Below are 25,657 nucleotides of genomic sequence, written 5' to 3' on the forward strand. Positions count from 1 at the left end.
TGAAAGCATTTTCTAAGCGTAATCTATTTGTACCTATAAATGAATTTTGAATAACGGATAGCGCATTTTGTGCGATATTCACTGCACTATGCTCGGGGCGCTCATCGATGTAACCCTCGGCACAACATAATTAGATTGAAATCATCGGATAGAATGATTTTGTATAAGCACCTTAATAGAGATTAAGGTGCATGTTTAATTATTGGGTTAGTCAGGGCGTTTTAAGGTGAAAATCTTATTTAATTGTCAGCTTTAGACTCTCACCAATTTAGAGACAAACGCAATAATGACTAATAATGCGGCGATCGTGAGTAGAGCGGTCGCTAATGTAAACTGAAAGGCAACAAAACCAATGGCGGCGGGGCCTGCGAGGATACCAAGGTAACCCAGCGTCGAAACCGCTGGGACAGCTAACGCTTCAGGCATCGTATTTTGCTTACCTATCGATGAAAACATCACAGGTACAATATTAGAACAGCCAGCACCAACCAGCGCATAACCTATAATTGCGATGGATAAGTAAGGTGATAATACCGCGATCATAAAGCCTATACAGGCTAAAAGAGCGCCCCAGAACACCACCCGCGCAGAGCCGACACGCATTACTATTTTATCTCCAGTTAAACGGCCAATTGTCATTGTTGTGGCGAAGGCTGCAAAGCCCAATCCACCAAGGGATTCTTCTAGACCGTGGTGCTCGATTAAAAATACGGCACTCCAATCTAGTACCGTACCTTCCGCGAGGAAAATAGCAAAGCAAATAATACCAATGACTAGAACAATACCTTTGGGTATCGCGATAAGAGGGCCGGTTGGTGCATTGGCATAACTTAAAAAACCTTTGAAGCTAATAGACAGCAACAGTAACGAAACCAATGAAATAATAATTGCAGCAGCAATTGGTGGTGTACCCATTAATAAAATGGCACTCATAGCACCAGCCCCTACAATTCCACCTACACTATAGTAACCATGAAAACCCGATATGATGGGCTTCTCAGAAGCTTTGTCTACAATCACTGCTTGTATGTTCATGGCACAATCTGTTAGCCCAATACCGACACCAAAAAGCAATAAGCCAACAATCAATATACCGATATGTGATATTGCAGGGAGTAAAGGGAGTAGCAAGCAAAAGGCGATGGTCGAGGCCACCATCAGTTTACGACAGCCAAATTTTGCAGCAATAGCCCCGGTTAAAGGCATCGCAATCAGCGCACCGACGCCAAAGCAGAGAAGTAATAATCCAAGTGTGGCGTCATTTGCACCCGTATTGGCTTTGACAAAAGGGACAATTGCTGCCCATGAAGCGGTTGCAAAACCTGCAATAAAAAAGATAATCCGTGTTGCCACTTGCTCTTTTTTGGCTGGTGGCGTAGTCGGTGTTGTTTCTAATAATTCAGGAGATAGAGTCATTTTATCAATATATTTAGTTTAGTTATTAAATTATCTATGATGAAGAGTATCTAAAAGTGGATCATCTAATATCGGGTGGCGTATTTCCCTTTTCTGTCCATTTCTTCTTATCAGTGCGATGGCCCATTTGTCAGTCTATATAATAATAAAGGTTAAAGGATCAATATGATAGGGTTCTCATGCGAAACCAAAAAAATATTATCTATGTTAGCTATATTGATTTTGAAAAATAGCACGGTATCTCGAATGAGATAGAGATAATCAGTATGGCATTGTGGTTATATGTATTAAATTTATGACTTAGGGAAGTATATTAGGTATTAATAGCGCCTAGTTAAACAAGATTAATCAATTAATGTGTTCGATTACTGTTAGATACAATACAAGTTGATCATTCAGCGTTAAGGCGTGTTTTTAGAAAAAATAGGACACGACCACTTGCAGCCGTGCCACGAAAATTGTTTCACAATAGAATATCAGAATGCAAAAGTCCCAAGTGCTGACAACAGAATTTAGTCAACAAAATAAAATAATAATATATGATAACGAGTATGCAATATTCAGCATACCTTTATACATTAGCGTTTTCTCAGCATAATGAAATATTAAATTTCATTATGCTTTTACCTAATTTTATTTAGTTGAACTTTATTCAGAAGACAGCATTTTTAGTCCATGTTTAGCGCACTCTGATGTCTATAATCATGTCGTTATATTTTATGATTATAAATACGGTAAAAAATGAAAATAGGCTCTGTTATTTTATTATTAGTGGCTTTTACACTCACGGCTCACGCAGAAAAGGGTCCTGAGTTACAAAAAATTCAGGATAAACAAGGGAAAGAGATACATTACTACATAATAAAGCAAAGCGATAAAACAGCAAAAAACGTATTAGTGTTGATCCAAGGCTCTGATTGCAAAAGTGTTATTAATAACACTAAGATGATAAAAAATTTTGGCGCGACATTTCCTAATAATGATATTTTACTGGTTGAAAAAACGGGATTAAATAGCCAAGTTGGAAAAAATGAGGATGGAGCATTAGTCGAAAATTGTCCTGTTGATTATATGAAAAATGATTCTCCATTAGAAAGAGCAGAGAATTATTTATTTTTAATTAGGCATTTAAAAAACCATTATCAACATATTATTTTGCTTGGAGGAAGTGAAGGGGCGGTAGTGACAAATTTAATTGTTTCTAACACGGATATGATCCAAGCCTCCATCTCATTGAATGGTGGCGGTCAGTTTTTTATTAACGATGTTATTTATAATATTGAAAAAACATTGCCTAATGAAGAAGTCGCGCAATCTATTGAAGGTTTTAAACAATTCGCTAAATCTGTAATACAAAATAAATTAGATGATAACCAATTTCCGAGTGAACATGGGGAAAAGTGGTGGCGTGAAATGCTAACAGTGAATAACCAAAAACTGCTTCAATCGATAAAAACACCTCACTTAGTGATTCAAACAATGGATGATATCAATGTAGATCCCCATAGTGTTGTGCGAATGATGGGGAAAATTAATAATCCACAGGTATCGTTTAAAACATATCAGGGGTTAGATCACTTTTTCCTCGATCAAGAAGGAAAGTCACAAACAGAATTGATTGTGAAAGATATTAACGAGTGGTATCAAACCATAAACTAACTACTGTTTTAACGCCTCCTCCAAAAAACCTTCCGGGGAGGAGGTTCATTATCAATACGCTAATCAAGATAGTCTGTTAGGCGCTTGCAAAATAAACACCGCCAATCTAATACAGTTTTCACTATTTTTATTTTTTAGTGGCATTGAAACCATGGCAGTTGCTCTTTTCACAGATAAAAAACATAGAAACCTTGTTTTAAATAATGATTAAAAATGGTTGATGTAGGAATGAGTAGCCATCAATCCACTATTCAACAATAAAGCTGTGGTAACGAAAAAGGGGGGTAAACCCTAATTTTTTGTAGATAGATAACCCATCGCTTGATGCCTCAAGAAAACAACGTTCGACCCCATTTTGCGTGCAGGTTTTTAAAGCATGTTTAATCAATAAGGTTGCCAACCCTTGACGCTGATATTGTGTATCTGTACCGATATCGTCTAGGCGAGCCATGCTACCGTTTAAGGTTAGAGTTAACGCACTGACAGGGGTATTGCCATGAAATAATACATAGTGTAGAAGTTGCCCCTTTCGCTGTAAGGCTCTTTGGTGATAACGGATATATTCGTTGATGACTGTTGGATCATCCTCACTGTCAGGGGCTGCAAACGCAGTAATTAATGGCTGTGCCCATTCAGTCAGCTGTTCATTACTTAAGGTAATCCTATAGCCTTCAGGCAGTAAACAGTCAGTATGATCCACCATCTTTGATGAGGTTAGTACCATTGCCGTTGTTTCTCCATCACTTTCATACTGGTTCTTAGTCATAATTGGCGCGAGCTGTGGCAACACTTTTTCATGTACGACAAGGACATAAGGTTTTTTTTGTTCAAAAAACAGTGCATTGCCTGCTTTAAAATCAGCGATTGATGCGCCGGAGTGTAAGTAGATAAAACTAAAGGCGGGAATAGGAAGTTCAGAGAAATATGCGATAGCTGTATCACTGATGCTTACGGTATTTTTGCAAATTCCTGACCAGAAATGACGCTCTTGTTGATAAAAACACAGCTCATTATTTTTCATTCAATTATCTCATTTATCAGTCTTATTATCCTAAAAGCCAGTCTACAAGAAGCGGATTTTCCTTAATAGCGTGCCTCACCAATAGCGCATTTTTAGACCTATAATTTTGCTATTCTGTACAGTGGATCTGAAAAATACTATACTCCCCCTATGTATATGATGGATGACTAACGATGCCACATTCACCAAAAGAAAAAAAAGCGGTTCTGACTCGGGTCAGGAAATTAAAAGGACAACTGCTGGCACTGGAATCGGCTCTAGAAGATGAAGTGGAGTGCAGTGCTGTGTTGCAGCAAATTGCGGCAATTAGAGGAGCGGTCAATGGGTTGATGGCGGGGGTTTTAGAGAGCCATCTACGAGAAGGATTACAGGAGTCTGCAACTACGCAGAGCCAAAAAGAGTCAGTTGATGACGCTATTTCTCTTATTCGAACATACCTGCGTTAAAAATAAGGAATCAATATGAAATCACGTGCAGCGGTCGCATTTGGGCCTGGGGAACCACTGAAAATTGTTGAAATTGATGTGATGCCACCTAAGGCGGGAGAAGTATTAGTAAAAATTAGTCATACCGGTGTTTGTCATACTGACGCATTTACCTTATCAGGGGATGATCCTGAAGGCTTATTTCCTGTTGTGTTAGGCCATGAAGGGGCAGGTGTCGTGGTTGAGGTCGGGGAAGGTGTCACAAGTGTAAAACCAGGTGATCACGTGATCCCTTTATATACGGCAGAGTGTGGCGAATGTGTATTTTGTCAATCAGGTAAAACAAACTTGTGTGTATCCGTTCGCGCAACACAAGGTAAAGGTGTTATGCCAGATGGTACAACCCGCTTTTCTTATAATGGCCAACCGCTCTACCATTATATGGGATGCTCTACTTTCAGTGAATATACCGTGGTTGCAGAGGTGTCATTAGCGAAAATTAATCCAGAAGCCAATCACCAAGAGGTATGTCTATTGGGTTGCGGAGTCACAACGGGGATCGGCGCGGTACATAATACAGCTAAAGTTCAAGAAGGCGATTCTGTTGCAGTGTTTGGCCTAGGGGGTATTGGCCTTGCCGTTATCCAAGGAGCAAGGCAAGCAAAAGCAGGGCGTATTATTGCAATTGATACTAATCCTGCAAAATTTGAGTTAGCGCGCCAATTTGGTGCGACAGATTGTTTGAACCCTAACGATTTTGATAAGCCGATTCAGCAAGTCCTTATTGAAATGACAGAATGGGGTGTTGATCATACCTTTGAATGTATTGGTAATGTTAATGTGATGAGAGCTGCGCTAGAGAGTGCGCATCGTGGTTGGGGCCAATCCATTATCATTGGTGTTGCAGGTGCAGGACAAGAAATCTCGACGCGTCCGTTCCAACTGGTAACAGGGCGTTCATGGCGAGGAACGGCATTTGGCGGTGTAAAAGGTCGCAGCCAACTTCCAGGAATGGTCGAAGATGCCATGAAAGGGGATATTGAGTTAGCGCCTTTCGTGACTCATACACTGCCTCTGGAAAAGATTAATGAAGCCTTTGACTTAATGCATGAAGGTAAATCCATTCGTACAGTGATCCATTACGATTAATTGTCCGCAAGCCCGAAATGTCGGGCTTATCTTACATTCAAATTGATAAGGAGATTGTATGGAAAGGATTGAACGTCACGCCTGTTTTGGCGGCTGGCAAGATGTCTATCAGCACCATTCTACCGTATTGAATTGCGATATGAGGTTTGCGGCTTTTTTACCTTCTGAGGCAGCGAACAAACAATACCCGGTTATTTACTGGTTATCGGGTTTAACTTGTAATGAACAAAACTTTATTACAAAAGCTGGCGCACAGCAGTTTGCAGCAGAGCATGGTGTTATTTTGATCGCACCTGATACCAGCCCTCGAGGTGAACAGGTTGCTGATGATGAGGCATATGATTTAGGGCAAGGTGCAGGGTTCTATTTAAATGCAATAAGAGAACCCTGGGTTAGCCATTATAAAATGTATGACTATATTGTCTCCGAACTGCCCGCATTGGTCGAAGCGAACTTACCCGCCAATGGTAAACGTGCCATTTGTGGGCATTCTATGGGGGGGCATGGTGCATTGATGATTGGCCTACGTAACTCAGACCGTTACTGTAGTTTATCGGCTTTTGCGCCAATCGTTGCTCCCACACAAGTACCATGGGGGCAAAAGGCATTTTCTGCTTATCTCGGTGAGGATAAATCGCTTTGGTCTCGCTATGATACCATCAATTTATTGAATGAGGCGCAATCGACACCGCCGATGTTGGTTGATGTGGGAACGGCAGATCCTTTTTACCAAGAACAATTACAACCTGAATTATTTGATGAAGTGTGCAATCGTAAACGCCATAATTTCACATTGAATTTACGTGAAGGCTATGACCACAGCTATTATTTTATTGCTAGCTTTATTGGTGATCATATTGCATTTCATGCACGTTATCTTAAGTCGTAATTATCGGTTGGTGATGAAATTGTCATCACCAACCCCTATTTTTTATACAGGGATTTGATGTGAATACAGTGCCAGACACAATCACGTTTTATGAGCGGCTGCTACCTTTGGTTATCTCAGGTAAAAAAGTCATTACTATTCGTGATCAACATGAAAGCCATTACGTACCGCACTCAGTTGTTAAGGTGTTTGCTCTTGAAACGGGGAAGTACTATACGGATATAGAAATCCTCTCTGTTGAACCGATCGATTACGATGATATTTCGGAGTATCACGCAACACAGGAGGCGATGACGCTGGATAATTTAAAAAGCCTTATTCGTGAAATTTATCCAACAGAGCAATCACTGTTTGTTATCCATTACCGTTTAGTGGAATAGGATTAATTGAACGAAAAGGTTGAGATAGCTTTATTTTTAAGCACATGTTTGGAGGGCAATTAAATGGTATCGAGGAGAGGCTATTTAAGGAAAAAGCCCCTCATACCGTGGTTAAAAATTATTTTTGGCGTGCGGCGACGCGTTTTTTCATATCATTGAGTCGCTGCATCAAGGCTTCGATTTCTTCAGAATAAACGTCAGTAAACTCTTTATCGAGTACAGTGATTTCATCATCATAGACTTCGACAAAGGCACCATCTTTGCGAACACCCCATACATGATTACCGTCACCATAGATTGTGAGTAAAGGGAGAACATCTGTGATTTCAAAACGCTCAACAAGCTGTTTATAAGCTTCTAAAATACTTGCCCATTCAGGGAGATCATCGGTATCTATACCAAGGAGCACTACACCACAATGGAATGTCCATGCAGGAGCCACATCAAATAATTTTGCTTCAGGCCATACAGACTCTTTGGCCATAATGCATAGCCCATTGGTTTTCATTGAGAATGTGGTGAATTCTTCAGGAATTTTAATCCCCGTTGATGTCTCAATAAAAGAGACAGCTTCTGCCGTTGGTGGAACTGAGGCAACGGCGTGAAATTCTTCTTTATTGATGGGCTTTAATGCCTTCCAAATTTGCTCATGAAATTGTTCTGGCGTCATGACAAGCTACTCCTTTCTCTATGATTTGTCGCGCAAATTTTATTATATAAAAAACAGAAATCATGTAGGCAAGTTCCGAATGACCCATCGTCGCAATAAGCTCCCTTTTACTTGAGTGAAAATGTGGTTTTCATTATCGTCCACTAAGCAAACTAGATTACTTTCCCCATAATAAACTCAAGGCTTTGTTGAGTATGGCGGGTAAATATAACCTCTTTGAGTTTATGCATGCCATTTGCTTGATAAAAACTGAGCGCCGAGTGGTTATCAGCGAGAACATCTAACCATAATAGGGTATCACCATGCTGCTTAGTCAGGGCTTCAATCTGCTTAAATACGAGGGAGCCATTGCCTTGCCCCGTTTGGCTAGGTAAAAAGTAGAGCTTATTGAGTTGGGTTCCCTGAATTGTTTCATCAGGGATAGTGGAATGGTAAGTTAATTTGACTAACCCGATAGGTTGGGAATTCTCAATCACAAACCACTCAATATTCGATTGCTGCATATCACTTATAATTTTAAAGGGAGAGTATTCATGATAAACATAGCTGGCTAGCTCATCTGCATTTTTCCATCGCTTTGCAAAGTGATAGAGGTAGCTTTCCATGCCTATCTTATAGAGTAATTGTGCGTCTTGTTCTGTCGCTTTTCGGAGTATGATTTTCATAAATATATTATTTTTCAGATTGTTAATATTATAAGTACATCATAGCAAGCATTTCTTCATCATCTTCATCTAACCCAATCTCTTGAAAACCAAATGATGAGTAAAATGATTTTGCGACGCTATTTTTAGGGTTATAGCAAATTTCAATGGCTTGCAATGAATTATCTTGCTTAATTTCTGCTAGGGCTAACGCCATTGCTTGACGGCCAATACCATGATTTTGATGTGACTTATCAATCATAAAGCGCCAAATAGCAACGGTGTTATCTGATTTCGGCACCCACATAAAAAAGCCTACGGGGGTATCACCCAGATAAATGCCTCTAGTGACATACTCCTTATTATATGCTGCTTCAAGCAGAGACCATGTATTTGAAGCAACAAAATCTTCTTGTTCTTCAAACACCTCAAGTAATGATATTGCTTCGTAATTTTCTTTGGTTATTGTACGTAATTGAAGATTCATCTTTGCCTCCCATATCGAATAATTAGTCTATACAACTCATTATTCAATGCCTACAGAAACGTCCGTATAGCGCATTTTTGGCGCGAAAAAAGAGTGAGGAGATGAACAGGTTGGCTGATTGACGGTGTTTAACCATGGCGCTTATTATTTGTTTAAGAAGCGTAAATCTAGGTGAATACCGCTGATTTATAGATCAATTGATGTTGGGAACGCTGTTTTGCATAGGGGATATGAAGGGGATTATCAGCCTAAGTTAATCGCGGTAAATGAGAAGACGGCTCACAATAGCATGAGCCGTTTTTAATTATTGATTAACTATTTTGTTGATTTCGGGATAAGCAAATAGGGCTGGTGCGCCCCCTGTATGCACAAACAGGACCGGCGTTTTTTCATTTGAGTTTTCTAAATAATCGATTAAACCAGCCATTGCTTTGCCTGTATAAACAGGATCTAACAAAATTCCCTCACTGCGAGCCAGTAGGGTGATAGCGTTTAGGCCTGCTTGATTTGGCATGCCATACATAGGTTCAAAGAATCCATCCCAGAGCGCTATTTCTGGCGTTTTTAAAATAGCGAGTAGTTCAGCTAATTCCCGCTGTATTTTTTCAACTTTTGGTGCCTGATCTTGCTTAAAACGTGACACTGTCACACCTATGACTTGAGAGTGAGGTAACAGCTCTTGTAGGCCGATAGCCAGACCTGCATGGGTGCCCGCGCTGCCCGAAGCCACAATGACTTTATCAAACTCCACTTCTAAAGGCTTTTGTTGAGCAATTTCGATGGCACATTGAACATAGCCAAGAGCGCCAAGGGCATTAGAGCCACCGACAGGAACAATATAAGCATCTTCTAATGCTAATGTTTGAATGAGTTCTTCCATTTGAGCTTGAGGGTCGGTTAAAGCCTCACACATGACAGATTCAGCCCCAAATAGATTGGTCAGCAATTTATTGCCGTTATGCAAAAAATTAGGGTCGTCACTTTGTATAGGGTTCTCCAGTAAAGCAATACATCTTAGCCCATACATAGCCGCAACTGCCGCCGTTTGGCGCACATGATTAGATTGAATTGCACCTGCGGTAACAATCACTTTTGCCTTTTTCTCTAATGCGTCAGCAATAAGAAACTCTAATTTTCGTAGTTTGTTTCCTCCCATCGCGAGAGGCGAAATGTCATCACGTTTAATAAAGATCTCACGACCATATACACGAGATAAGTTTTCAAGTCGTTCAAGGGGAGTCGAGCTTTTGTTCAAACTCAACTTGGTAAATTGGGCTAGTTTTTGTTGTAGTGACATGTCAACTTCCTCGGAAACTAATGTGAAAAACCTAAGTATAGATAAATAGCGAGTACCATACTTGCAGTGACTAATGCATAGGGCATTTGTGTTCGAATATGCTCAATATGATCACAATCTGTCGCCATTGACGCGACGATCGCATCAGCGGAAATGGGTGAGGTCATATCACCAAAGATTGATCCAGAAATGGCGGCACCTATCATATATTCAATAGGCATACCGACGGATATCCCTAGCTGCACGCCAATAGGGATCATAATGGCAAAGGTGCCCCATGAAGTTCCTGTTGCCAACGACATAATGGCGCTAATGATAAAAACAAAGCCAATAGAGAAGCCGGGAGCCATCACCCCTTGTGTGACGCTGGCAATATAAGTCCCTGTATTTAGCTCCGCTGAAACATTCCCCATTAAAAAGGCTAAGATCATAATTGAGCTGATTTTTAGCATATTGGCATAGCCAATGAATAATTCTTGAAAGAAATGCTCAATATTGAGCAATCGACGCCCAATAAACCAGCAAAAAGAGACAGCAGTACCAAACATGACTCCCCAATAAACGGACGTTGAGCCACTTCCTTTACTAAAATCACCATCACCAGTGATATACAAGGCAACGGGAACCATTAATACAGTTGAAAGGATAGGAATGAAAAAGTTCAAAACGGAGTGAGCATTGGGGTGATCAATAATATCCGTTTCGTCATCTGCGTCATGCTGCTGAGAATCGGCTTCCACGGTATGATTAGCCTGATATCGCATCTCAGCCTTTTTCATTGGGCCCCAAGATATATTCGTGAATACGTAGAATAAAATAGTGGCAAGCGACAACCAAGCCATCAAATTATAACCGATTGATTTAATCAAAATATCAAAAGGTTCACCAGTGATAAGCCCTTGTGAGATCTGGACGCCAATTAACCCCATAATCACTGCCCCCCAACCGTTGATAACCGCGGAAGAGCAAACAGAAACACAAGCGGTTTGGATGATATAAGACATTTTTTCCGGTGCGACGGCGTATTTGCGTGCGAGGTTTTTAGTCGAAGCGCCTGCGACTAGCTGATTAATGGAGCTTTCTATGAAAATTAATGAGGTGATCAAAATAGCCAAAAGTTGAGTGGTGACTCGGTTTTTGACTAGCTGTGTCCGATTGGAAAGTAGTTGGACTAATGCGCGAACGCCTCCCGTGACTACAACTAAGCGCATAATTCCACCAATCATCACCATAAAGACTATCGTGCGTGTATTTCCCGGTGATGCGAAGGTATCAATAACGCCATCGACAGTTCCTTTGATCCCAAGCAATATATTGTGGTCATGAATAACGGTAAAGCCGACCAAGATCCCTAGCATGAGCGAAAGCATGACTTGGCGGGTGAGGATCGCCAACAGAATAGTGACGATGGGAGTAATAACTGTCCAAATACCATAATCTTGCATGTGGTTACCTATTTGCAATGAATTTTTTATTTTAAAATTATAATTATCGAAAAATCATAGCACTGATAGGTAAGATTAATGAATAGATAACTGTTTATTCGCAGCGTTTTGTAACAAAAAAATCGGCCTGAATCGACCGGAAGTGTATAAAAATGATAGTTATAGGCAAAAGAGCCATTAGGCAATAGCTCTTTTACTGTTGTTTATGAACAAAGAAATTATGTGCGGTTTTTCCATTCTTGATAAGTGATCCGACTTATTTCTTCAATTTTCGTTTCACCTATTAATTCCATGTATTTGGGTTCAAGGGTGCCGTAATGGGTTAATCCGCATTTTTCTTGAACGGCTTTAGATTGCAGATTGCCTTGAAAATAACCACTCCATAAGTTCTCTAATTTTAAATCGGCAAATCCGTGGCGAATGATCTCGCGAACCGCTTCAGGGATTAAGCCTCGCCCCCAGAATGGCACTCCTATCCAATAACTGATTTCAGCATCGTTTTTTCCGATAGGTAATTGGCTATCAGCCTGCATGGACAGACCAATTAAACCAATAGCACGGTTATCTTCTTTTAAAGCGACAGCATAAACTTCGTCACGCATAAACATCGTTTTGATGATGGAGCGGCTTTCTTCCACACTTTTATGAGGGGGCCAACCCGCGATAGGTCCAACACGTTCATCTTTCGCGTATTCATACAAGTCGTTAGCATCGCTTTCTTGCCAAGGGCGCAAAATTAGCCTTTCAGTATAAAGTTTCATCGAGATTTTCCTTATTGTTTTCTAGATACTGCCTATTTTAGGTATTTTTGTGATAGAAATAAGCGCAAAACCTCGTTACTTTAGGTACTTTTGCCAACACATTATCCATATTGACGCTCACAGAGGGCCTGCATGCTGAACTCATTTAATCACCGATATTGTGTACCTCATGTTATAAGCACGGGGGAGACAACGTTGGCAAGATCACAGTTAACGCCACTTGTACCAACCTATGTCGCCGTATTGATTTGTAAAAGAGGAAGAGCCGTTTTTAATATTAATTTTAAAAAATATGTCGTAAAAGCAAATGACATCATTGTGTTGTATGACGATACGTTTGTCATGGTGCAACAGTGTTCAGGGGCTTCTCTGTTTGATTATTTTTTACTTGAAAAGGATTTTGCAGTTGATGTCGCTTTTCAGTTACCAAATCCACTGTTTGCATTTTTTAATGCGTCGCCGGTGCTATCTGTGGAGCAAGCTGATTTGGCTGCGTTACAGCAATGGCAAGCGTTATTCGATTTTATTATTCAACAACAGGGCGAATACGTAACGACCATGTTATGCCATCATGTGCAAAATTTCTTTCTATTGATAGCCAATAAAATGCCACCAACACCCCTTAAACAAAAAGCACAACAAAGCCGTAAAGAACAGTTGTGCTGGCGTTTTTGGGATATGATCACACAGTATTGTAAAGAGCATCGAGACGTCCAATTTTATGCACGGAAATTAGCCGTCACACCATTTTATTTGTCTCAAATCACCAGCGATTTTTTTAATGATACCCCAAAGGCGTTGATTGATAGGCAAGTTGTGCTCGAAATCAAAGCGTTGTTAGGTGGTGGAGATAAATCAATCAAAGAAGTGGCGGCGCAACTCAACTTTGAGGACACCTCTTATCTCTGTCGATATTTTAAACGGCATACAGGGCTAACCTTATCTAATTTTAAAAAAGGTCATCGTCGTGATGTTACTGACTAATCAGCTTGTCTCAATCTGCGTGCCATGCTTTTTCACAAAATCAATAAAACAGCGTAACCTAGGTGAAACCGCTTGGTTGCGATAGTAAACAGCATGAATAGGTTGTTTTACCTCATCGGTCTGTTCAGTTAGAACCTGCACTAATTGGCCATTTGCGAGTGCCTCATAGCTAACGAAATCAGAAGAAAGTAAGATCCCACAGCCTTGAACCGCTAAGTGGAATAACACTTCACCGCTGGCTGCGGCAATATCTGGCGTTATTTTAAGTGGTGTACCATCTGCCATTTTTATCGGCCAAATATTTAATGTTTCCGGAGCAGTAAAACCTAGCAAACGATGGTGAATTAAATCATCAACGCTGCTGGGAACACCATATTTTTTGAGATAAGCAGGGCTAGCAAGTAGCCGCTTTTGACTATAACCAATTAATGTTGCATTTAATGATGAATCTTTTAGAGAGCCGATCCGAAAGGCGACATCTGTTTTTTTCTCTAATAGGTTAGTAAACCCTTCAAAATTAGTAATTTCTAACTCAATTTGTGGGTACTGCTCACTAAATAATGGGAGCAAAGGTGCTATTACACGGGTTAAAAAAGGCGTCGACGCATCAATACGCAACTTCCCAGATGGAATGGTTTGACGTGCTGATAACATCTCTTCGGCTTCTTGAGCAAGCTGGACTATCTCTCGCGCCTTTTGCAAAAATGCTCCCCCTTCATCACTGAGTTTAATTTTACGTGTTGTGCGATAAATCAGGGTTGTTTGTATTTTTTCTTCAAGCCTAAGAAGGGTACGACTAACTGTTGATATTGTCATATTCAACTGTTCTGCCGCTGCGGTAATAGAGCCGCAGTCAACCACGCTAATAAATACTTGCAACTCTTCAAAGGTCATTTTCATTTTTGCAATTCCGGCAAAAGTTTTTCTCACCTTAACGGCTTTTTCATGACACATCAATATGAAAAGATCACGCCACTTTAGTGTACTCAATAAAAAATAAGTATTTATTAGCAAGGTCTATTTATGAGAATCAATGTCGCACTTTTTGCATTATCGATAGGTGCATTCGCTATCGGCGTAACTGAATTTTCCCCGATGGGGATGTTGCCTTATATTGCCAGCAATTTGGATGTGGCTATTCCTTCTGTCGGATCAATTGTGATTATTTACGCGTTAGGTGTCATGATTGGTGCTCCTATAATGACATTGGTATTAGTCAAATATCGCCCTAAATACGCACTGATCTTACTTATGTCTATATTTACCATAGGCAATTTATTATCTGCGATGTCACCTGATTTAGTGACGCTGTCACTTTCTCGATTGGTGACTAGCTTAAATCATGGTGCATTTTTCGGGTTAGGGGCAATGGTTGCCGCGAGTGTTGTTCCTCCTGGTAAGCAAGCTAGTGCAATCGCTGCGATGTTTATGGGGTTAACGATCGCCAATATAGGTGGAGTACCTTTGATGACAAAACTGACCCAAGTCATAGGGTGGCGACAGGCTTTTTTGGTCATTTCAGGGTTAGGCGTTATCACACTCATTAGTTTAGTCTTGGCGTTGCCTCGCCATTTAAAGGGTCAAGTTGTCAACGTTCGGGCTGAATTGCGTATTTTACGAAAACCCCAAGTGATGTTAGGCATGTTAAGTACGGTGTTAGGAGCTAGTGCGATGTTTACCTTGTATACTTATGTCGCACCGATGTTAATGCAATTTATTGATGCTTCTGACTCAATGATCACACTAATGCTGGTGATTATCGGTGTCGGTTTTTCTATCGGTAACTATCTTGGTGGGCGATTTGCGGATCGCACTTTATATGGAACATTGTTTGTGTTCTTTGGCATGTTGGCCTTAAGTATGGTTATTTTCCCAATGATAGGTACGACAGCAATAGGTGCCGGACTAGGGTTAGCCCTGTGGAGTATTTTTAGTTTTGGCATTGTTCCCCCTTTGCAAATTTTAGTCATGAAAGCCGCGGTTGGGGCGCAAGCGTTAGCATCTTCGGTGAATGTAGGCGCTTTTAACCTCGGTAATGCGATTGGTGCAGCGATTGGGGCTAGCGTATTATCATTTGGCTACAGTTACTCAACGGTGAGTTATATGGGAACGTTAGTCGCATTATTAGGTATTGTGGTTTTATGGTTGAAAGTACGTAAAAACTTACGAAAAGAAAGTACTCAGCCAGCGGTCTGCATCTGTGACTAATGCGACTAAAAAGCAAGAGATGGAGTTTGTTGCTGCCTTATTTAACGAATAATGGCGGCAACACACGATAGAAATGGAGTATGACTATGACAACAGTAAACAAATGGTTAAGTGATGAAGCACGTTGGCAAGCGATTGTTGCCCGCGATAAAGCCGCGGATGGTCATTTTGTTTATGGTGTCCGTACTTCACGCATTTACTGCCATCCGTCAGCCGCGGGGCGTTTACCGAAACGAGAGAATATCGAGTTTTTTGATAACGAACAACAGGCGTTAGATAAAGGCTACCGGCCCGGTAAACGTAGCACGAAAGAGGCTGCTCAACTTGAACAATTTTACCAAGAAAAAATTGCACAAGCCTGCCGCTATATAGAACAAAGCGGTACGTCAGTGAAAATCGATGATATTGCCGCTTTTGTGGGGATCAGTCGCTATCACTTTCATCGCTTATTCAAAGCTCAAACAGGGCTTACCCCAAAAGCTTATGCTGATGCTTACCGGCATGGGAAGCTGCGTCAGCAATTACAGCAGCAATCGCGTATTACTGATGCGATTTATGATGCTGGATTTAGTTCAGATAGCCGTTTTTATGAAACCTCGGCGGAGCGCTTAGGCATGACGCCAACAGCATGGAAAACTGGTGGCGAGGGAGCAAAAATCTACTTTGCATTAGCCATGTGCTCATTAGGCGATATTTTAGTGGCGCAAAGTTCAGTCGGGGTCTGTGCTATTTTGTTGGGCGACGATCCTGAAAAACTGCTCAAAGACTTACAAGATAAGTTTCCTCATGCTGAATTAATCGGGGGAGATAGTGAGTTTGAAACGTTGGTTGCACAAGTAATCGGTTTTGTTGAAGCCCCCGAAATTGGATTAAATTTACCTTTAGATATTCGCGGTACAGCATTTCAGCAACGTGTTTGGCAAGCATTGCGCACTATCCCTGTTGGCACAACGGTCAGTTACAGTGATATTGCTAAACAGATAGGTCATCCAAAAGCAGTAAGAGCGGTTGCCGGCGCTTGTGCGGCAAATATGCTGGCTGTGGCAATTCCTTGCCATCGAGTGGTGCGAAATGATGGTGCTTTGTCCGGTTATCGCTGGGGTATTGCACGTAAACGTCAGTTGTTGGATAAAGAAGCGGTGAGTAAATGATTCGTTTAACAAATAATCACAACGCAAAATTGTTTGCCATAATTATATCTCGTTAACACTTTTTCAACCTAATATGGGCAAATGACCTATTGTGACTATCGTTCGTTTTGTATGTTTTGCTTCATTCTAAGCAACATATTGAAAGGAATTTAAGATGGTCACAAGTATCTATAAAGATTTATCTCTAGCGCCGGCTGGCGAACAAAAAATTGCTTGGGTGCGTGCTCATATGCCGCTATTGCGTGCTTTAGAAGCTCGCTTTAGTAAAGAGAAGCCTTTTGCGGGCAAACGCATTGCATTATCTATCCATTTAGAAGCGAAAACCGCTTATCTTGCTCAAGTTTTTGCCGCTGGCGGTGCGAAAGTATCGGTGACTGGCAGTAATCCTATGTCGACTAAGGACGATATCGTAGCGGCATTAGTGAAAAGTGGTATCAATACATTTGCAATTCATGGTGCTAGCGCCGAAGAATACCAACAATTTGTAAAAGAGACACTGGCATGTGAGCCTCATATTGTTATCGATGATGGTGGCGATTTAGTGCATGAATTACACAGTGTTTATCCTGAATATGCAGGTCATGTTATTGGCGCTTGTGAAGAAACAACTACTGGCGTGTTAAGGGCGATGGCTCGTGAAAAAAGCCATGAGCTAAATTTCCCGGTGATCTCCATTAATGGGGCGCAGTCTAAGCATCTCTTTGATAACCGTTATGGTACAGGGCAATCTACGTTTGATGGCATTATGCGCACAACTAACCTAGTGATTGCGGGTAAAAAAGTGGTTGTTGCGGGTTATGGCTGGTGTGGTAAAGGCTGTGCGATGCGTGCAAAAGGCCTTGGTGCTGAAGTCATTATTACTGAAATCGACCCAATCAAAGCGCTTGAAGCGAAGATGGATGGTTTTGAAGTCATGACGATGGAAGCCGCAGCACCACTAGGTGATATTTTTGTGACCGCAACGGGTTGCTGTGATGTGCTGACTGAGGTGCATTTCAGTTTAATGAAAGAAGGGGCGATCATTAGTAATACCGGACATTTTGAAGACGAAATTAACCTTAATGCGTTGCAAGAATTGTGTGTGAGTACCTATGAAGCACGTCAAAATATTGAAGCCTACTGCTTGAAAAATGGTCGTACCGTTTATTTGTTGGGGCGTGGAGCACTGGTCAATATCGCTTGTGCCGATGGTCATCCAGCAGAAATTATGGATATGAGTTTCGCTTTACAAGCCTTAGGCGCAGAATATCTACTCAAACATGCGCTGGATAAAAAAGTGTATGCTGTTTCCGATGAAATCGACAGTGAAGTGGCGCGATTAAAATTACAAGATATGGGTGTTTCCTTCGATACTCTCAGTGATAGGCAGTACCAGTATTTAAATGCCTTTGAACTGAAATAAAAGTTAAAAGTAGGCGGAGGACGCTGATGTCGATACTGAATAGCCTTTTAGGTATTGCTGTCATATTATTGGTTGCATACCTTTGTTCTAACAACCGCCGTAGGATAAGCCTACGGCTCGTTTCCATCGCACTATTAATGCAATTTACTTTTGCATTTTGTATGTTATATCTGCCAGCTGGCAAGCGCGTTATGATGTGGATGGCGGATAAAGTCACCGCATTATTAGACTATACACAAACAGGCACACAATTTTTGTTAGGGGGCTTAGCCACTGACAAAATGTTTGATCTGCTTGGTGCCGATGGGTTTATTTTTGTATTTAAAGTACTACCTGTACTGGTGTTTTTATCTGCACTATCGGCCTTACTGTTTCATGTAGGTATTATGCAGAAACTGATCATCTTGATTGGTGGAGCATTACACCGTTTGCTTGGAACATCACGAGCGGAATCAATGTCTTCAGCTGCAAATATTTTTTTAGGGGTGACGGAAGCGCCGTTAGTGATCCGCCCTTATTTAAAATATTTATCCTCTTCAGAATTTTTCACCATTTTGGTTGGGGGAATAGCCTCAATTGCGGGAACAGTGTTACTTGGTTACGCCCAGTATGGCGTGAAAATTGAGTATTTACTGGCGGCTTCCTTTATGTCGGCTCCAGCAGGATTACTGTTTGCGAAATTGTTTTACCCTGAAACTAAAGAGAACAGTGATAAATATACAACGGTCAGCTCCATGAAAGGCGAAAAATCTGAATACCGTAATAGCATTGATGCGGTAACTCAGGGGGCTAGCGTCGGGGTTAGTATGGCGCTGAATATTGCGGGTATGCTCTTGGCTTTGTTAGCTATTATTGCAATGTTCGATGGCATAATGATGTGGGCAACTAGCTTTACTGGTTATGAAATTTCGCTCACCCAGTTGATTGGTTGGCTATTTTCACCGATAGCATGGCTGTTAGGCGTTGATTGGAATGAAGCTCAGTTCGCAGGGCAGTTATTAGGCCAGAAAGTATTATTCAATGAATTTATTGCATATGCTAATCTACAGCCTTATTTAGATGGTTCTATTTTGCCAGCGACAGGCGAAGCATTGAGCGTTAAGACACAAGTGATCCTCTCGTTTGCTCTGTGTGGTTTTACTAACATAGGTACAATAGGGATTGCGATAGGTGGCATCGGTGCGATGTGTCCTGAACGTCGTGGTGAATTGACGAGTATTGCATTCAAAGCATTTGGTGCGGCTATTTTGGCGAACTTAATGAACGGTGCTATAGCAGGGCTAATTTTAGGTTAATCATAGTGATGGGTGGCAGGTATGATGGATGAAACTCCTTTTCGCGAGTTGTGGCTAAAGTTCAGTGAACAAGAGCTACTTCCCGATGTTGATTGGTTATTTCGTCATGCGCCACCCTCAGTCAAAAATACCTTTTGTACCATTCATTTACAAGAAGGGTACAAACTGATCCATCAAGGCACAGAAAACCAATACACCTATATTATCATTGAAGGTGAGTTTGTGGTGAACAAACTCGCTGATAGCGGTAAAGAGCTCGCTTTAACATTCTGTTATAAAGGTGAATTTCTTGGTGAGATGGAAGCATTGTGCCAGCAAAAACATTATCGCTATGATGTGATTGCATTAACGGACGCACGAGTGATCCGTATCCCATCTGATAGTTTTTTAGTTTGGTTATCTCAAGACCACCGCTTATCCATTCTTTTAAATCGACAATTGGCGAAACGCTCATTAATTAATGGAGAACAACGATTGATGACCGCCGTTGATTCCATTGAAAAGAACTTGCTGTACATTTTAACGCAACTATCGAGCCACCAAATTCGTTTACCGAGAGAGACGTTAGCCGCAATTTTAGGTACTTCACGTCGCCATTTGGATAAAGTTTTATTTAAGTTGAAAGAACAAGGTATTATACAGCAAGAAGGCCACATCATTTTATTAGCTCCGCGTTAATTAAGGAAAGCTATCACTATTTCATGACTGAAAATAACATCATGAATTAAAAGGATAGCTTCTTATAACATAGCGTAATCGCTCGTTTTATTTATCGAGTATAGGAAAAATAAAAATAATTTAAGCTTTTTACACTTAGGGTTAACTATAATTAAGAATCAATAAACTTTTATAGATAACATTAATATGAAAATGCTTTTTTGTTTACCCTATTGATAATTATTGATTTTTATATTTTTTGGTTTTTATATTTTTCAAATTTCTTTCTGGTTTTAAAGTGATAATAAATCGCTTTTATTGGATTGGTTAATTTTTTCAATATCCAAACGATAGGCTCTATTAAAATTAATTTAGAATAAGGTTTACCACCTTTGTTATGTTCATATTCCATATAACCCCCTTGTACCTTTAAATTTATAATTAGGTTTGCATAGAGAATAATCATAAAAAAGTGACAGATAGCGTTTTTTGCATAATACAGATCAAATATGGGTAGTTTTGTATTACATTAATGCGATATGCAAACGGTTAAGGGCTGAATGATGTTACTGTACAAACAGATCGCGCAGACATTACAGGAAAAAATTCATCGAGGAGACTTTTTAAGTGGTGAAAAACTTCCTTCAGTGAGGGAGATAGGGCGTGAACATGAGGTCAGCTTAACAACAGCGCAACTTGCTTATCGTGAGCTAGAAAAAATGCAACTGATCTATGCGGTACCTAAATCAGGCTATTTTGTTATTCCAAACAAAACCGAGGCTCTACTGCCTAAGGCGGTAAACTACATACAAAAACCAGTACATATCGCTCAATGGAACCCAACTATTGATTTTTTACGCGTAGAAGAGCGCGATAATATCACTTCATTATCTTGCGCGGTTCCGAATATCGATAACAAAACATTAGAGCCGCTGTGGCAAGAAATGAATATGCTCAGCCGTCGTAAAAATCGCTTAATGTTAGAGTATGATTGCTTACAAGGATTGCCAGCATTGCGTGAGCAAATTCATCATATTTCTGATCATAAAACCCTGTTTACGCCTGACGATATCGTGACGACGACAAGTGGTCATCAAGCATTATCGCTGTCTATTCAAGCATCGACGCAAGGCGATGATGTGATAGCGGTAGAATCACCGACATTTCCTGGTTTATTGCAGACACTGTATGGATTAGGCAGAAGAATTATTGAAATCCCAACAGATCCACAGACAGGGATCAAATTAGAACGGGTACAAGAGGCTTTTCATCGTTGGTCAGTAAAAGCTATTGTGGTAACACCGACTTGCAATAACCCTATGGGCTGCTCCATGCCTGAAACACATAAGCAGCAGCTATTGCAACTGGCAACTCAATATGGCGTGACGATCATTGAAAATGACATTCTTGCGGGATTAGCGTATGAATATCCGCGCCCATCGACGATCCAATCATTGGATAGTGATGGGCAGGTGATCCTTTGTAGTTCATTTTCTAAAACAATCGCCCCAGGGGTGCGAACAGGATGGGTGATACCCGGAAAATATAAAGAAAAAGTCATGCACTTAAAATATTTGTCTCACTGTTCGGGAGAAATATTTATGCAGCAAGTTATGGCTAACTTTTTACGTGATGGGCACTATTTCCCACATCTACGCGCTATGCGCCAACATTATAGTGAGCTGCAATGCCAGTATCGAGAACTAGTGGAAAGTCACTTTCCGCCAATGACACGGATTTCTCGACCACAAGGGGGCTTTTCATTATGGGTTGAGCATCCTCCGGTGGATAACCGTAAATTAATGGATGTTTTACAGCGCAATAAAGTGATTGTGCTAACAGGAGAGCACTTTTCATCTGATGGATGCTTTACACATCATTTACGTATTAACTACGCATTGCCGTTGATCCCAAGGCGTCTTAATGGAATAAAGATATTGGGGGAAACATTAAAATTAACCCGTTTATAATTAAAGGTATTATGGTGTTTTTATTGATGAAAGGGCACCATAATGCCTCTTGACGAGCGCATCGATGTTTTATAAGATCTAAACATCTAGTTAGCTTCAAACATTCATATCTTATTTCCTGATACCACTTTTTAACTTCTTGTTTTAACCCATTTTAATTTTATTCCCCATCGCCCTTAACACCTATCTGTGACCTTGTGTTTACGGAAGGGCTGTCTATTATTCAAGAGAATTATTATGCAACCATATCGTTACTTATTATGGGTACTTGCTACGGCGGTTTACCTAGTGGGTACTACTGAATTTATGTTATCTGCAACATTAACACCGCTGGCTGAGGTTTTTTCGGTCAGTAGCGCACAAGCATCATGGCTAATTTCAGCTTATGCGCTGACTTATGCGGTTACAGCACCAGTGATAGGTTTTTTTTCTGATCGCATCGATCGGCGAAAGTTATTGTTAGTAGCCATGTTTCTATTTGCGATAGATAGCCTGGCTATCATTGTTTCTCCGAACTTCACTATCGCAATGTTCTTCCGTATTTGTGGTGGCTTAGCGTCGGCGGCGATAGTACCCACCATTTTTGCTTTAATTGCAGATATCTTCCCAGCGCGTCAGCAATCTACAGCGATGGGGATGGTGATGGTTGGTATGACGATAGGGATCGTATCAGGGCCTGTGTTAGCAGGCGTATTAACAGAGTATTTAACATGGTACGCGCCCTTTATTATGACAACAGTAGGAAGTCTTATCGTATGGTTTTGTGTCTGTAAAATATTGCCACCTTCAAAGCCTCATCAAGACGTGAGAAAACAAGGGGGATTCCAGTGGCTACAGGATATAAAAATAGTTCGTTTTATTAGTGCTAAAGTAATATGGAATGGCACTGCGGTCAGTGTTTTCTTATTGTCAGGAGAAGTACTTAGACTGAAATTTTCAATTGATAGCGCGCTAATCGGTGTTGTCGTTGCTGCGTTTGGAGTGGGGTTATTTATCGGAAATCTATTAGTTGGTCGGCTCAATCATTTTTTATCAAATGATAGCCAACGATTGTTATTAGTCATCTCTCTGATGGCAGTGGCGGTACTCACATTTGTTTTAGCGTATGTTCCACTGGTGGTACACACAGCATGTTTAGTTATTTGGGGCGGTTTTTTGGGGATGGCTGCGCCATTGAGTACCACCATGGTTGCGATGCGCAGTGGCGAAAACAAAGGTCAAGTATTAGCCGTTTCGGAAAGTTTTAATAACATTGTACTGTTTTCTATGCTGCCACTTTTATCATGGGTATTGAGCTACCATGGGCTAGTTACCATGAGTGTGATCATTATGCTAATGCTGACCATTGCCATTGTGTTGAGTGTATTAGATATTCGGTCGAGTCAATAATGGGGAAGCGCGAGTTGGCTTCCCCCTTCGTACCTACTGAGTTTGTAAGATTTGTCGTTGTTTGCTGACGTTCATACCTTTGAGCATGCTCATCCAAGCTAATACCGTGAAGAACATTAAAATAATAAAAATGGCTTTAGGGGGAAGCTCTGTGAGCACGACCCCTGTAAGCATCGGGTTGAATGCACCGCCAAGCAAGCCAAGGGCTTGAGCCGAAAAATAGCTCGATTTCATGCCTTCCGGCGCAATATTATCAATCAACATGTACTCACCGGGCGCATAGATCAGCTCACCGAGAGTAAAAATAAAGGATCCTAGCGCCCATAAGTATAAGTTTTCGTCAGCTTCCATAAATGTGGCAAGGCCACCGACAAAAAAGAGAGTACCTAACGTCATATAACGCTTAAGGTTATCTGGTGTAAGGCGTTTACCTACCATATATTGCAAAGTAACCACAACCACTGCATTCATGGGAAGCACGACCCCGATGACGGCTTGTGCAAACTCGCTGTTGGATACAGTAATAACATATTGAGATATCCACGTTGTGAAGGTGCCAAATACCAGCGAGCCAAGAAAAGTGGACAAAATAAACCATGCTAATGCTCTGTCATGTAGCATCGCAGCGGGGTTCCATAAGCGCTTTTGGCCTTCTTGGTGGGGAGCAGGTTTCACACTTTGTACAAAGTGTTGAATAAAGAAAACGGGTATTGACGCTGAAATTGCCGCTAACCAAAATGGCAGATTGATGTTATACATCAATAACCATGTTCCAAGAGGCGGGCCGATGATCCAACCGATATTCAAAAATGTGTAATTAAGGGAAAATACCTTTGCTTTAATAGAAAGAGGAAGAGTATCTGAAAAATAACCTTTTAGTACGGTTGAAAAGACGGAATAAGAGCAATTTATTAACGAGAAGAAAATAACCACAAGCACGGCATGACTTGAGAGTGGAATTGCAATAAAGCCCAAAATAAACGCAATAATAGCGATTAGCATACAGCGTTTCTTATCGACTTTATCTGCCAAAATACCAAAGCCCATACTAAATAAGACACCGATAGTTAAGGCAAGAGACATTGCAATCCCCACAATATCAATAGCCATTTGGTATTCTCGTGTCAGGTAAATCGCCATAAATGGCAAGGTTGCTCCACGTCCAATGGTTAATAGCAATGAAGAGCAGAGTAAAGCGCTATTTGAAATATTTGATTTAGACAACATGACCCACGACCTAACGTTATAATTGTTATTGAGTTGTAGCACTCTCTGTTAAATAGATAAATTACCGAATTTTGTGATAACAGGGAATGGCTGAGTCAGTACAAAGGCTGAAAAAGATAAAAACAAGATATTGGATAACTCTTATCTAGGATTAGGGTTTTTTAAATAGGCAATAGAAGGAATAGCAGTACCTTTATAGAGGATTACACTATTATTTTTGGCTTTAAGCCTATGTTACAGTATCGCCCAGCGTCATCACTGACATGATACAGAAAAGCGGCTTCAATAATTTCACAACAATCAGGTTATTTCGGAATGTAGACTAATAACCGATTACCTTTTTCAATATCAAATGTCAAAGAAGAGTAATCATAATTTTCCACTTTACCTTGATAAGCAATTTCACGAATACCTGTACAAGGTTGGTAAATTTCATGCTTATGCCAAAGTTGGCTAAATAAAGTTGATTGTTCCAGCAGGGCGTTAATCATTTTTTTAATATTGGGGTTATTCTTGGTGCGAGCATAATCACGGCGAAAACTGGCCAGTAGTTGTTGGGCAACAAGTTGCCAATTAACGAAGCGTTCTTGGTAGCGAGGATCCATAAATAGAAGATAGAGGAAATTGCAATAATACGGTTGCGCATCCGAAAAATGAAAATAGTGATCGGCACGAGTATTATAAGCAAGCACATCCCAGTGCAAGTTGAGCACATAGCAGAGATAATGATCAGGAAAATCGCTGATCATGCGGGAAATAGCCGAAGGAACACGATGCTCGGTATTACCTGTTGCTATCGGCTCGCGGTTATGGGTTAACAAATAAAGGTGTTGACGCTCAGCGCTATTTAAATGTAACGCGGCTGATAAATTATCAAGGAATTGCGTCGAAACACCAATATCACGACCTTGTTCAAGCCATGTGTACCAAGTCAAACCAACCCCAGCTAAAGCAGCAACTTCTTCACGACGAAGCCCCGGAGTCCTGCGCCTTGTCGTTCGCGGTAGGCCGACTTCTTCTGGTGAAATACTTTCCCGTTTTTGCTTTAAAAACTCAGCCAGCTCAGGGCGCATTCGTTGCATCGCTTTCATAGCCTATTGCCTTTAGTAATAGTATAAATGGTTAAATTGT

General features: G+C 40.8%; 25 protein-coding genes. 13 read left to right on the forward strand and 12 right to left on the reverse strand.

Annotation, left to right across the window (positions count from 1 at the left end):
- Positions 1–252: 252 nt before the first annotated feature.
- Positions 253–1,416 carry an MFS transporter gene (locus PSE69_RS09790; RefSeq protein ID WP_004919762.1) on the reverse strand — a complete coding sequence of 388 codons (1,164 nt, stop codon included), beginning with the start codon at positions 1,414–1,416 and terminating at the stop codon, positions 253–255.
- Positions 1,417–2,157: 741 nt separating this feature from the next.
- On the opposite strand from PSE69_RS09790, the gene PSE69_RS09795 reads away from it, so the two are divergent.
- The gene (locus tag PSE69_RS09795; RefSeq protein ID WP_121874986.1) at positions 2,158–3,075 is read left to right on the forward strand and encodes an acyl-CoA thioester hydrolase/BAAT C-terminal domain-containing protein; all 918 of its coding nucleotides are present in this window, start codon (positions 2,158–2,160) and stop codon (positions 3,073–3,075) included.
- A gap of 247 nt (positions 3,076–3,322) precedes the next feature.
- Here PSE69_RS09795 and PSE69_RS09800 read toward each other — a convergent pair whose 3' ends face one another.
- The gene (locus PSE69_RS09800; RefSeq protein ID WP_004919771.1) at positions 3,323–4,096 is read right to left on the reverse strand and encodes a GNAT family N-acetyltransferase; all 774 of its coding nucleotides are present in this window, start codon (positions 4,094–4,096) and stop codon (positions 3,323–3,325) included.
- Between the two features lie 173 nt (positions 4,097–4,269).
- On the opposite strand from PSE69_RS09800, the gene frmR reads away from it, so the two are divergent.
- The 4 genes from frmR to yqfB are packed head-to-tail and all read left to right on the forward strand — an operon-like array spanning position 4,270 to position 6,939.
- Positions 4,270–4,542, forward strand: coding sequence for a formaldehyde-responsive transcriptional repressor FrmR (frmR, locus tag PSE69_RS09805; protein ID WP_004919776.1), 273 nt, complete (start codon positions 4,270–4,272; stop codon positions 4,540–4,542).
- Between the two features lie 15 nt (positions 4,543–4,557).
- Positions 4,558–5,670, forward strand: a complete 1,113-nt coding sequence (locus PSE69_RS09810; RefSeq protein WP_004919779.1) for an S-(hydroxymethyl)glutathione dehydrogenase/class III alcohol dehydrogenase — start codon at positions 4,558–4,560, stop codon at positions 5,668–5,670.
- Positions 5,671–5,728: 58 nt separating this feature from the next.
- Positions 5,729–6,559, forward strand: a complete 831-nt coding sequence (fghA, locus tag PSE69_RS09815) for an S-formylglutathione hydrolase (RefSeq protein ID WP_104873480.1) — start codon at positions 5,729–5,731, stop codon at positions 6,557–6,559.
- Between the two features lie 59 nt (positions 6,560–6,618).
- A complete protein-coding gene (yqfB, locus tag PSE69_RS09820; RefSeq protein ID WP_036940233.1) occupies positions 6,619–6,939 on the forward strand; it encodes a N(4)-acetylcytidine aminohydrolase in 321 nt (106 codons plus the stop codon).
- Positions 6,940–7,057: 118 nt separating this feature from the next.
- On the opposite strand, the gene PSE69_RS09825 is transcribed toward yqfB, so the two are convergent.
- From PSE69_RS09825 to PSE69_RS09850, 6 genes are all read right to left on the reverse strand, one after another.
- Positions 7,058–7,609, reverse strand: a complete 552-nt coding sequence (locus PSE69_RS09825) for an SMI1/KNR4 family protein (RefSeq protein WP_004919786.1) — start codon at positions 7,607–7,609, stop codon at positions 7,058–7,060.
- 152 nt (positions 7,610–7,761) lie between these two features.
- The gene (locus tag PSE69_RS09830; RefSeq protein ID WP_004919788.1) at positions 7,762–8,274 is read right to left on the reverse strand and encodes a GNAT family N-acetyltransferase; all 513 of its coding nucleotides are present in this window, start codon (positions 8,272–8,274) and stop codon (positions 7,762–7,764) included.
- A gap of 28 nt (positions 8,275–8,302) precedes the next feature.
- Positions 8,303–8,740: a GNAT family N-acetyltransferase gene (locus PSE69_RS09835; RefSeq protein ID WP_004919790.1), complete on the reverse strand. Its 438-nt coding sequence runs from the start codon at positions 8,738–8,740 to the stop codon at positions 8,303–8,305.
- A 304-nt stretch (positions 8,741–9,044) separates the two neighbouring features.
- On the reverse strand, positions 9,045–10,037 hold the full coding sequence (locus PSE69_RS09840) for a D-cysteine desulfhydrase (protein WP_004919792.1): 993 nt from the start codon (positions 10,035–10,037) through the stop codon (positions 9,045–9,047).
- Positions 10,038–10,054: 17 nt separating this feature from the next.
- Positions 10,055–11,482, reverse strand: coding sequence for a Na+/H+ antiporter NhaC family protein (locus tag PSE69_RS09845; protein WP_004919795.1), 1,428 nt, complete (start codon positions 11,480–11,482; stop codon positions 10,055–10,057).
- 218 nt (positions 11,483–11,700) lie between these two features.
- Entirely contained in the window at positions 11,701–12,243 is a 543-nt protein-coding gene (locus PSE69_RS09850; protein ID WP_004919796.1) for a GNAT family N-acetyltransferase, read from the reverse strand.
- Positions 12,244–12,438: 195 nt separating this feature from the next.
- Here PSE69_RS09850 and PSE69_RS09855 point away from each other — a divergent pair, with 195 nt between their 5' ends.
- Complete coding sequence (locus PSE69_RS09855) at positions 12,439–13,227, forward strand: helix-turn-helix domain-containing protein (RefSeq protein WP_230088962.1); 789 nt, start codon at positions 12,439–12,441, stop codon at positions 13,225–13,227.
- Here the strand turns inward: PSE69_RS09855 and PSE69_RS09860 are convergent, their stop codons facing one another.
- Positions 13,228–14,127, reverse strand: a complete 900-nt coding sequence (locus tag PSE69_RS09860) for a LysR family transcriptional regulator (protein ID WP_172955140.1) — start codon at positions 14,125–14,127, stop codon at positions 13,228–13,230.
- A 123-nt stretch (positions 14,128–14,250) separates the two neighbouring features.
- On the opposite strand from PSE69_RS09860, the gene PSE69_RS09865 reads away from it, so the two are divergent.
- The 5 genes from PSE69_RS09865 (at position 14,251) to PSE69_RS09885 (ending at position 19,961) form a co-directional block, all read left to right on the forward strand.
- Complete coding sequence (locus tag PSE69_RS09865) at positions 14,251–15,435, forward strand: MFS transporter (protein WP_121874987.1); 1,185 nt, start codon at positions 14,251–14,253, stop codon at positions 15,433–15,435.
- Positions 15,436–15,521: 86 nt separating this feature from the next.
- Positions 15,522–16,586, forward strand: a complete 1,065-nt coding sequence (gene ada, locus PSE69_RS09870; protein ID WP_121874988.1) for a bifunctional DNA-binding transcriptional regulator/O6-methylguanine-DNA methyltransferase Ada — start codon at positions 15,522–15,524, stop codon at positions 16,584–16,586.
- Between the two features lie 154 nt (positions 16,587–16,740).
- Positions 16,741–17,988 (forward strand): adenosylhomocysteinase, encoded by a 1,248-nt coding sequence (locus PSE69_RS09875; protein WP_004919812.1) that lies wholly within the window; start codon positions 16,741–16,743, stop codon positions 17,986–17,988.
- 26 nt (positions 17,989–18,014) lie between these two features.
- A complete protein-coding gene (locus PSE69_RS09880; protein ID WP_014658360.1) occupies positions 18,015–19,283 on the forward strand; it encodes a NupC/NupG family nucleoside CNT transporter in 1,269 nt (422 codons plus the stop codon).
- 21 nt (positions 19,284–19,304) lie between these two features.
- Entirely contained in the window at positions 19,305–19,961 is a 657-nt protein-coding gene (locus PSE69_RS09885; RefSeq protein WP_036940251.1) for a Crp/Fnr family transcriptional regulator, read from the forward strand.
- A 229-nt stretch (positions 19,962–20,190) separates the two neighbouring features.
- Here the strand turns inward: PSE69_RS09885 and PSE69_RS09890 are convergent, their stop codons facing one another.
- Positions 20,191–20,352, reverse strand: coding sequence for a hypothetical protein (locus PSE69_RS09890; protein WP_154598661.1), 162 nt, complete (start codon positions 20,350–20,352; stop codon positions 20,191–20,193).
- 151 nt (positions 20,353–20,503) lie between these two features.
- On the opposite strand from PSE69_RS09890, the gene PSE69_RS09895 reads away from it, so the two are divergent.
- Positions 20,504–21,910: an aminotransferase-like domain-containing protein gene (locus tag PSE69_RS09895; protein ID WP_036940254.1), complete on the forward strand. Its 1,407-nt coding sequence runs from the start codon at positions 20,504–20,506 to the stop codon at positions 21,908–21,910.
- Positions 21,911–22,147: 237 nt separating this feature from the next.
- A complete protein-coding gene (locus PSE69_RS09900) occupies positions 22,148–23,299 on the forward strand; it encodes an MFS transporter (protein ID WP_272675214.1) in 1,152 nt (383 codons plus the stop codon).
- 33 nt (positions 23,300–23,332) lie between these two features.
- Here the strand turns inward: PSE69_RS09900 and ydeE are convergent, their stop codons facing one another.
- Together ydeE and PSE69_RS09910 are read right to left on the reverse strand one after the other, a co-directional pair.
- Positions 23,333–24,526, reverse strand: a complete 1,194-nt coding sequence (gene ydeE / locus PSE69_RS09905) for an efflux MFS transporter YdeE (protein ID WP_272675215.1) — start codon at positions 24,524–24,526, stop codon at positions 23,333–23,335.
- Positions 24,527–24,831: 305 nt separating this feature from the next.
- On the reverse strand, positions 24,832–25,617 hold the full coding sequence (locus PSE69_RS09910) for a helix-turn-helix transcriptional regulator (protein WP_014658367.1): 786 nt from the start codon (positions 25,615–25,617) through the stop codon (positions 24,832–24,834).
- Between the last annotated feature and the right edge of the window lie 40 nt (positions 25,618–25,657).

The sequence above is a fragment of the Providencia sp. PROV122 genome (assembly GCF_028482365.1).
In the GTDB taxonomy this organism is placed as follows: domain Bacteria; phylum Pseudomonadota; class Gammaproteobacteria; order Enterobacterales; family Enterobacteriaceae; genus Providencia; species Providencia stuartii.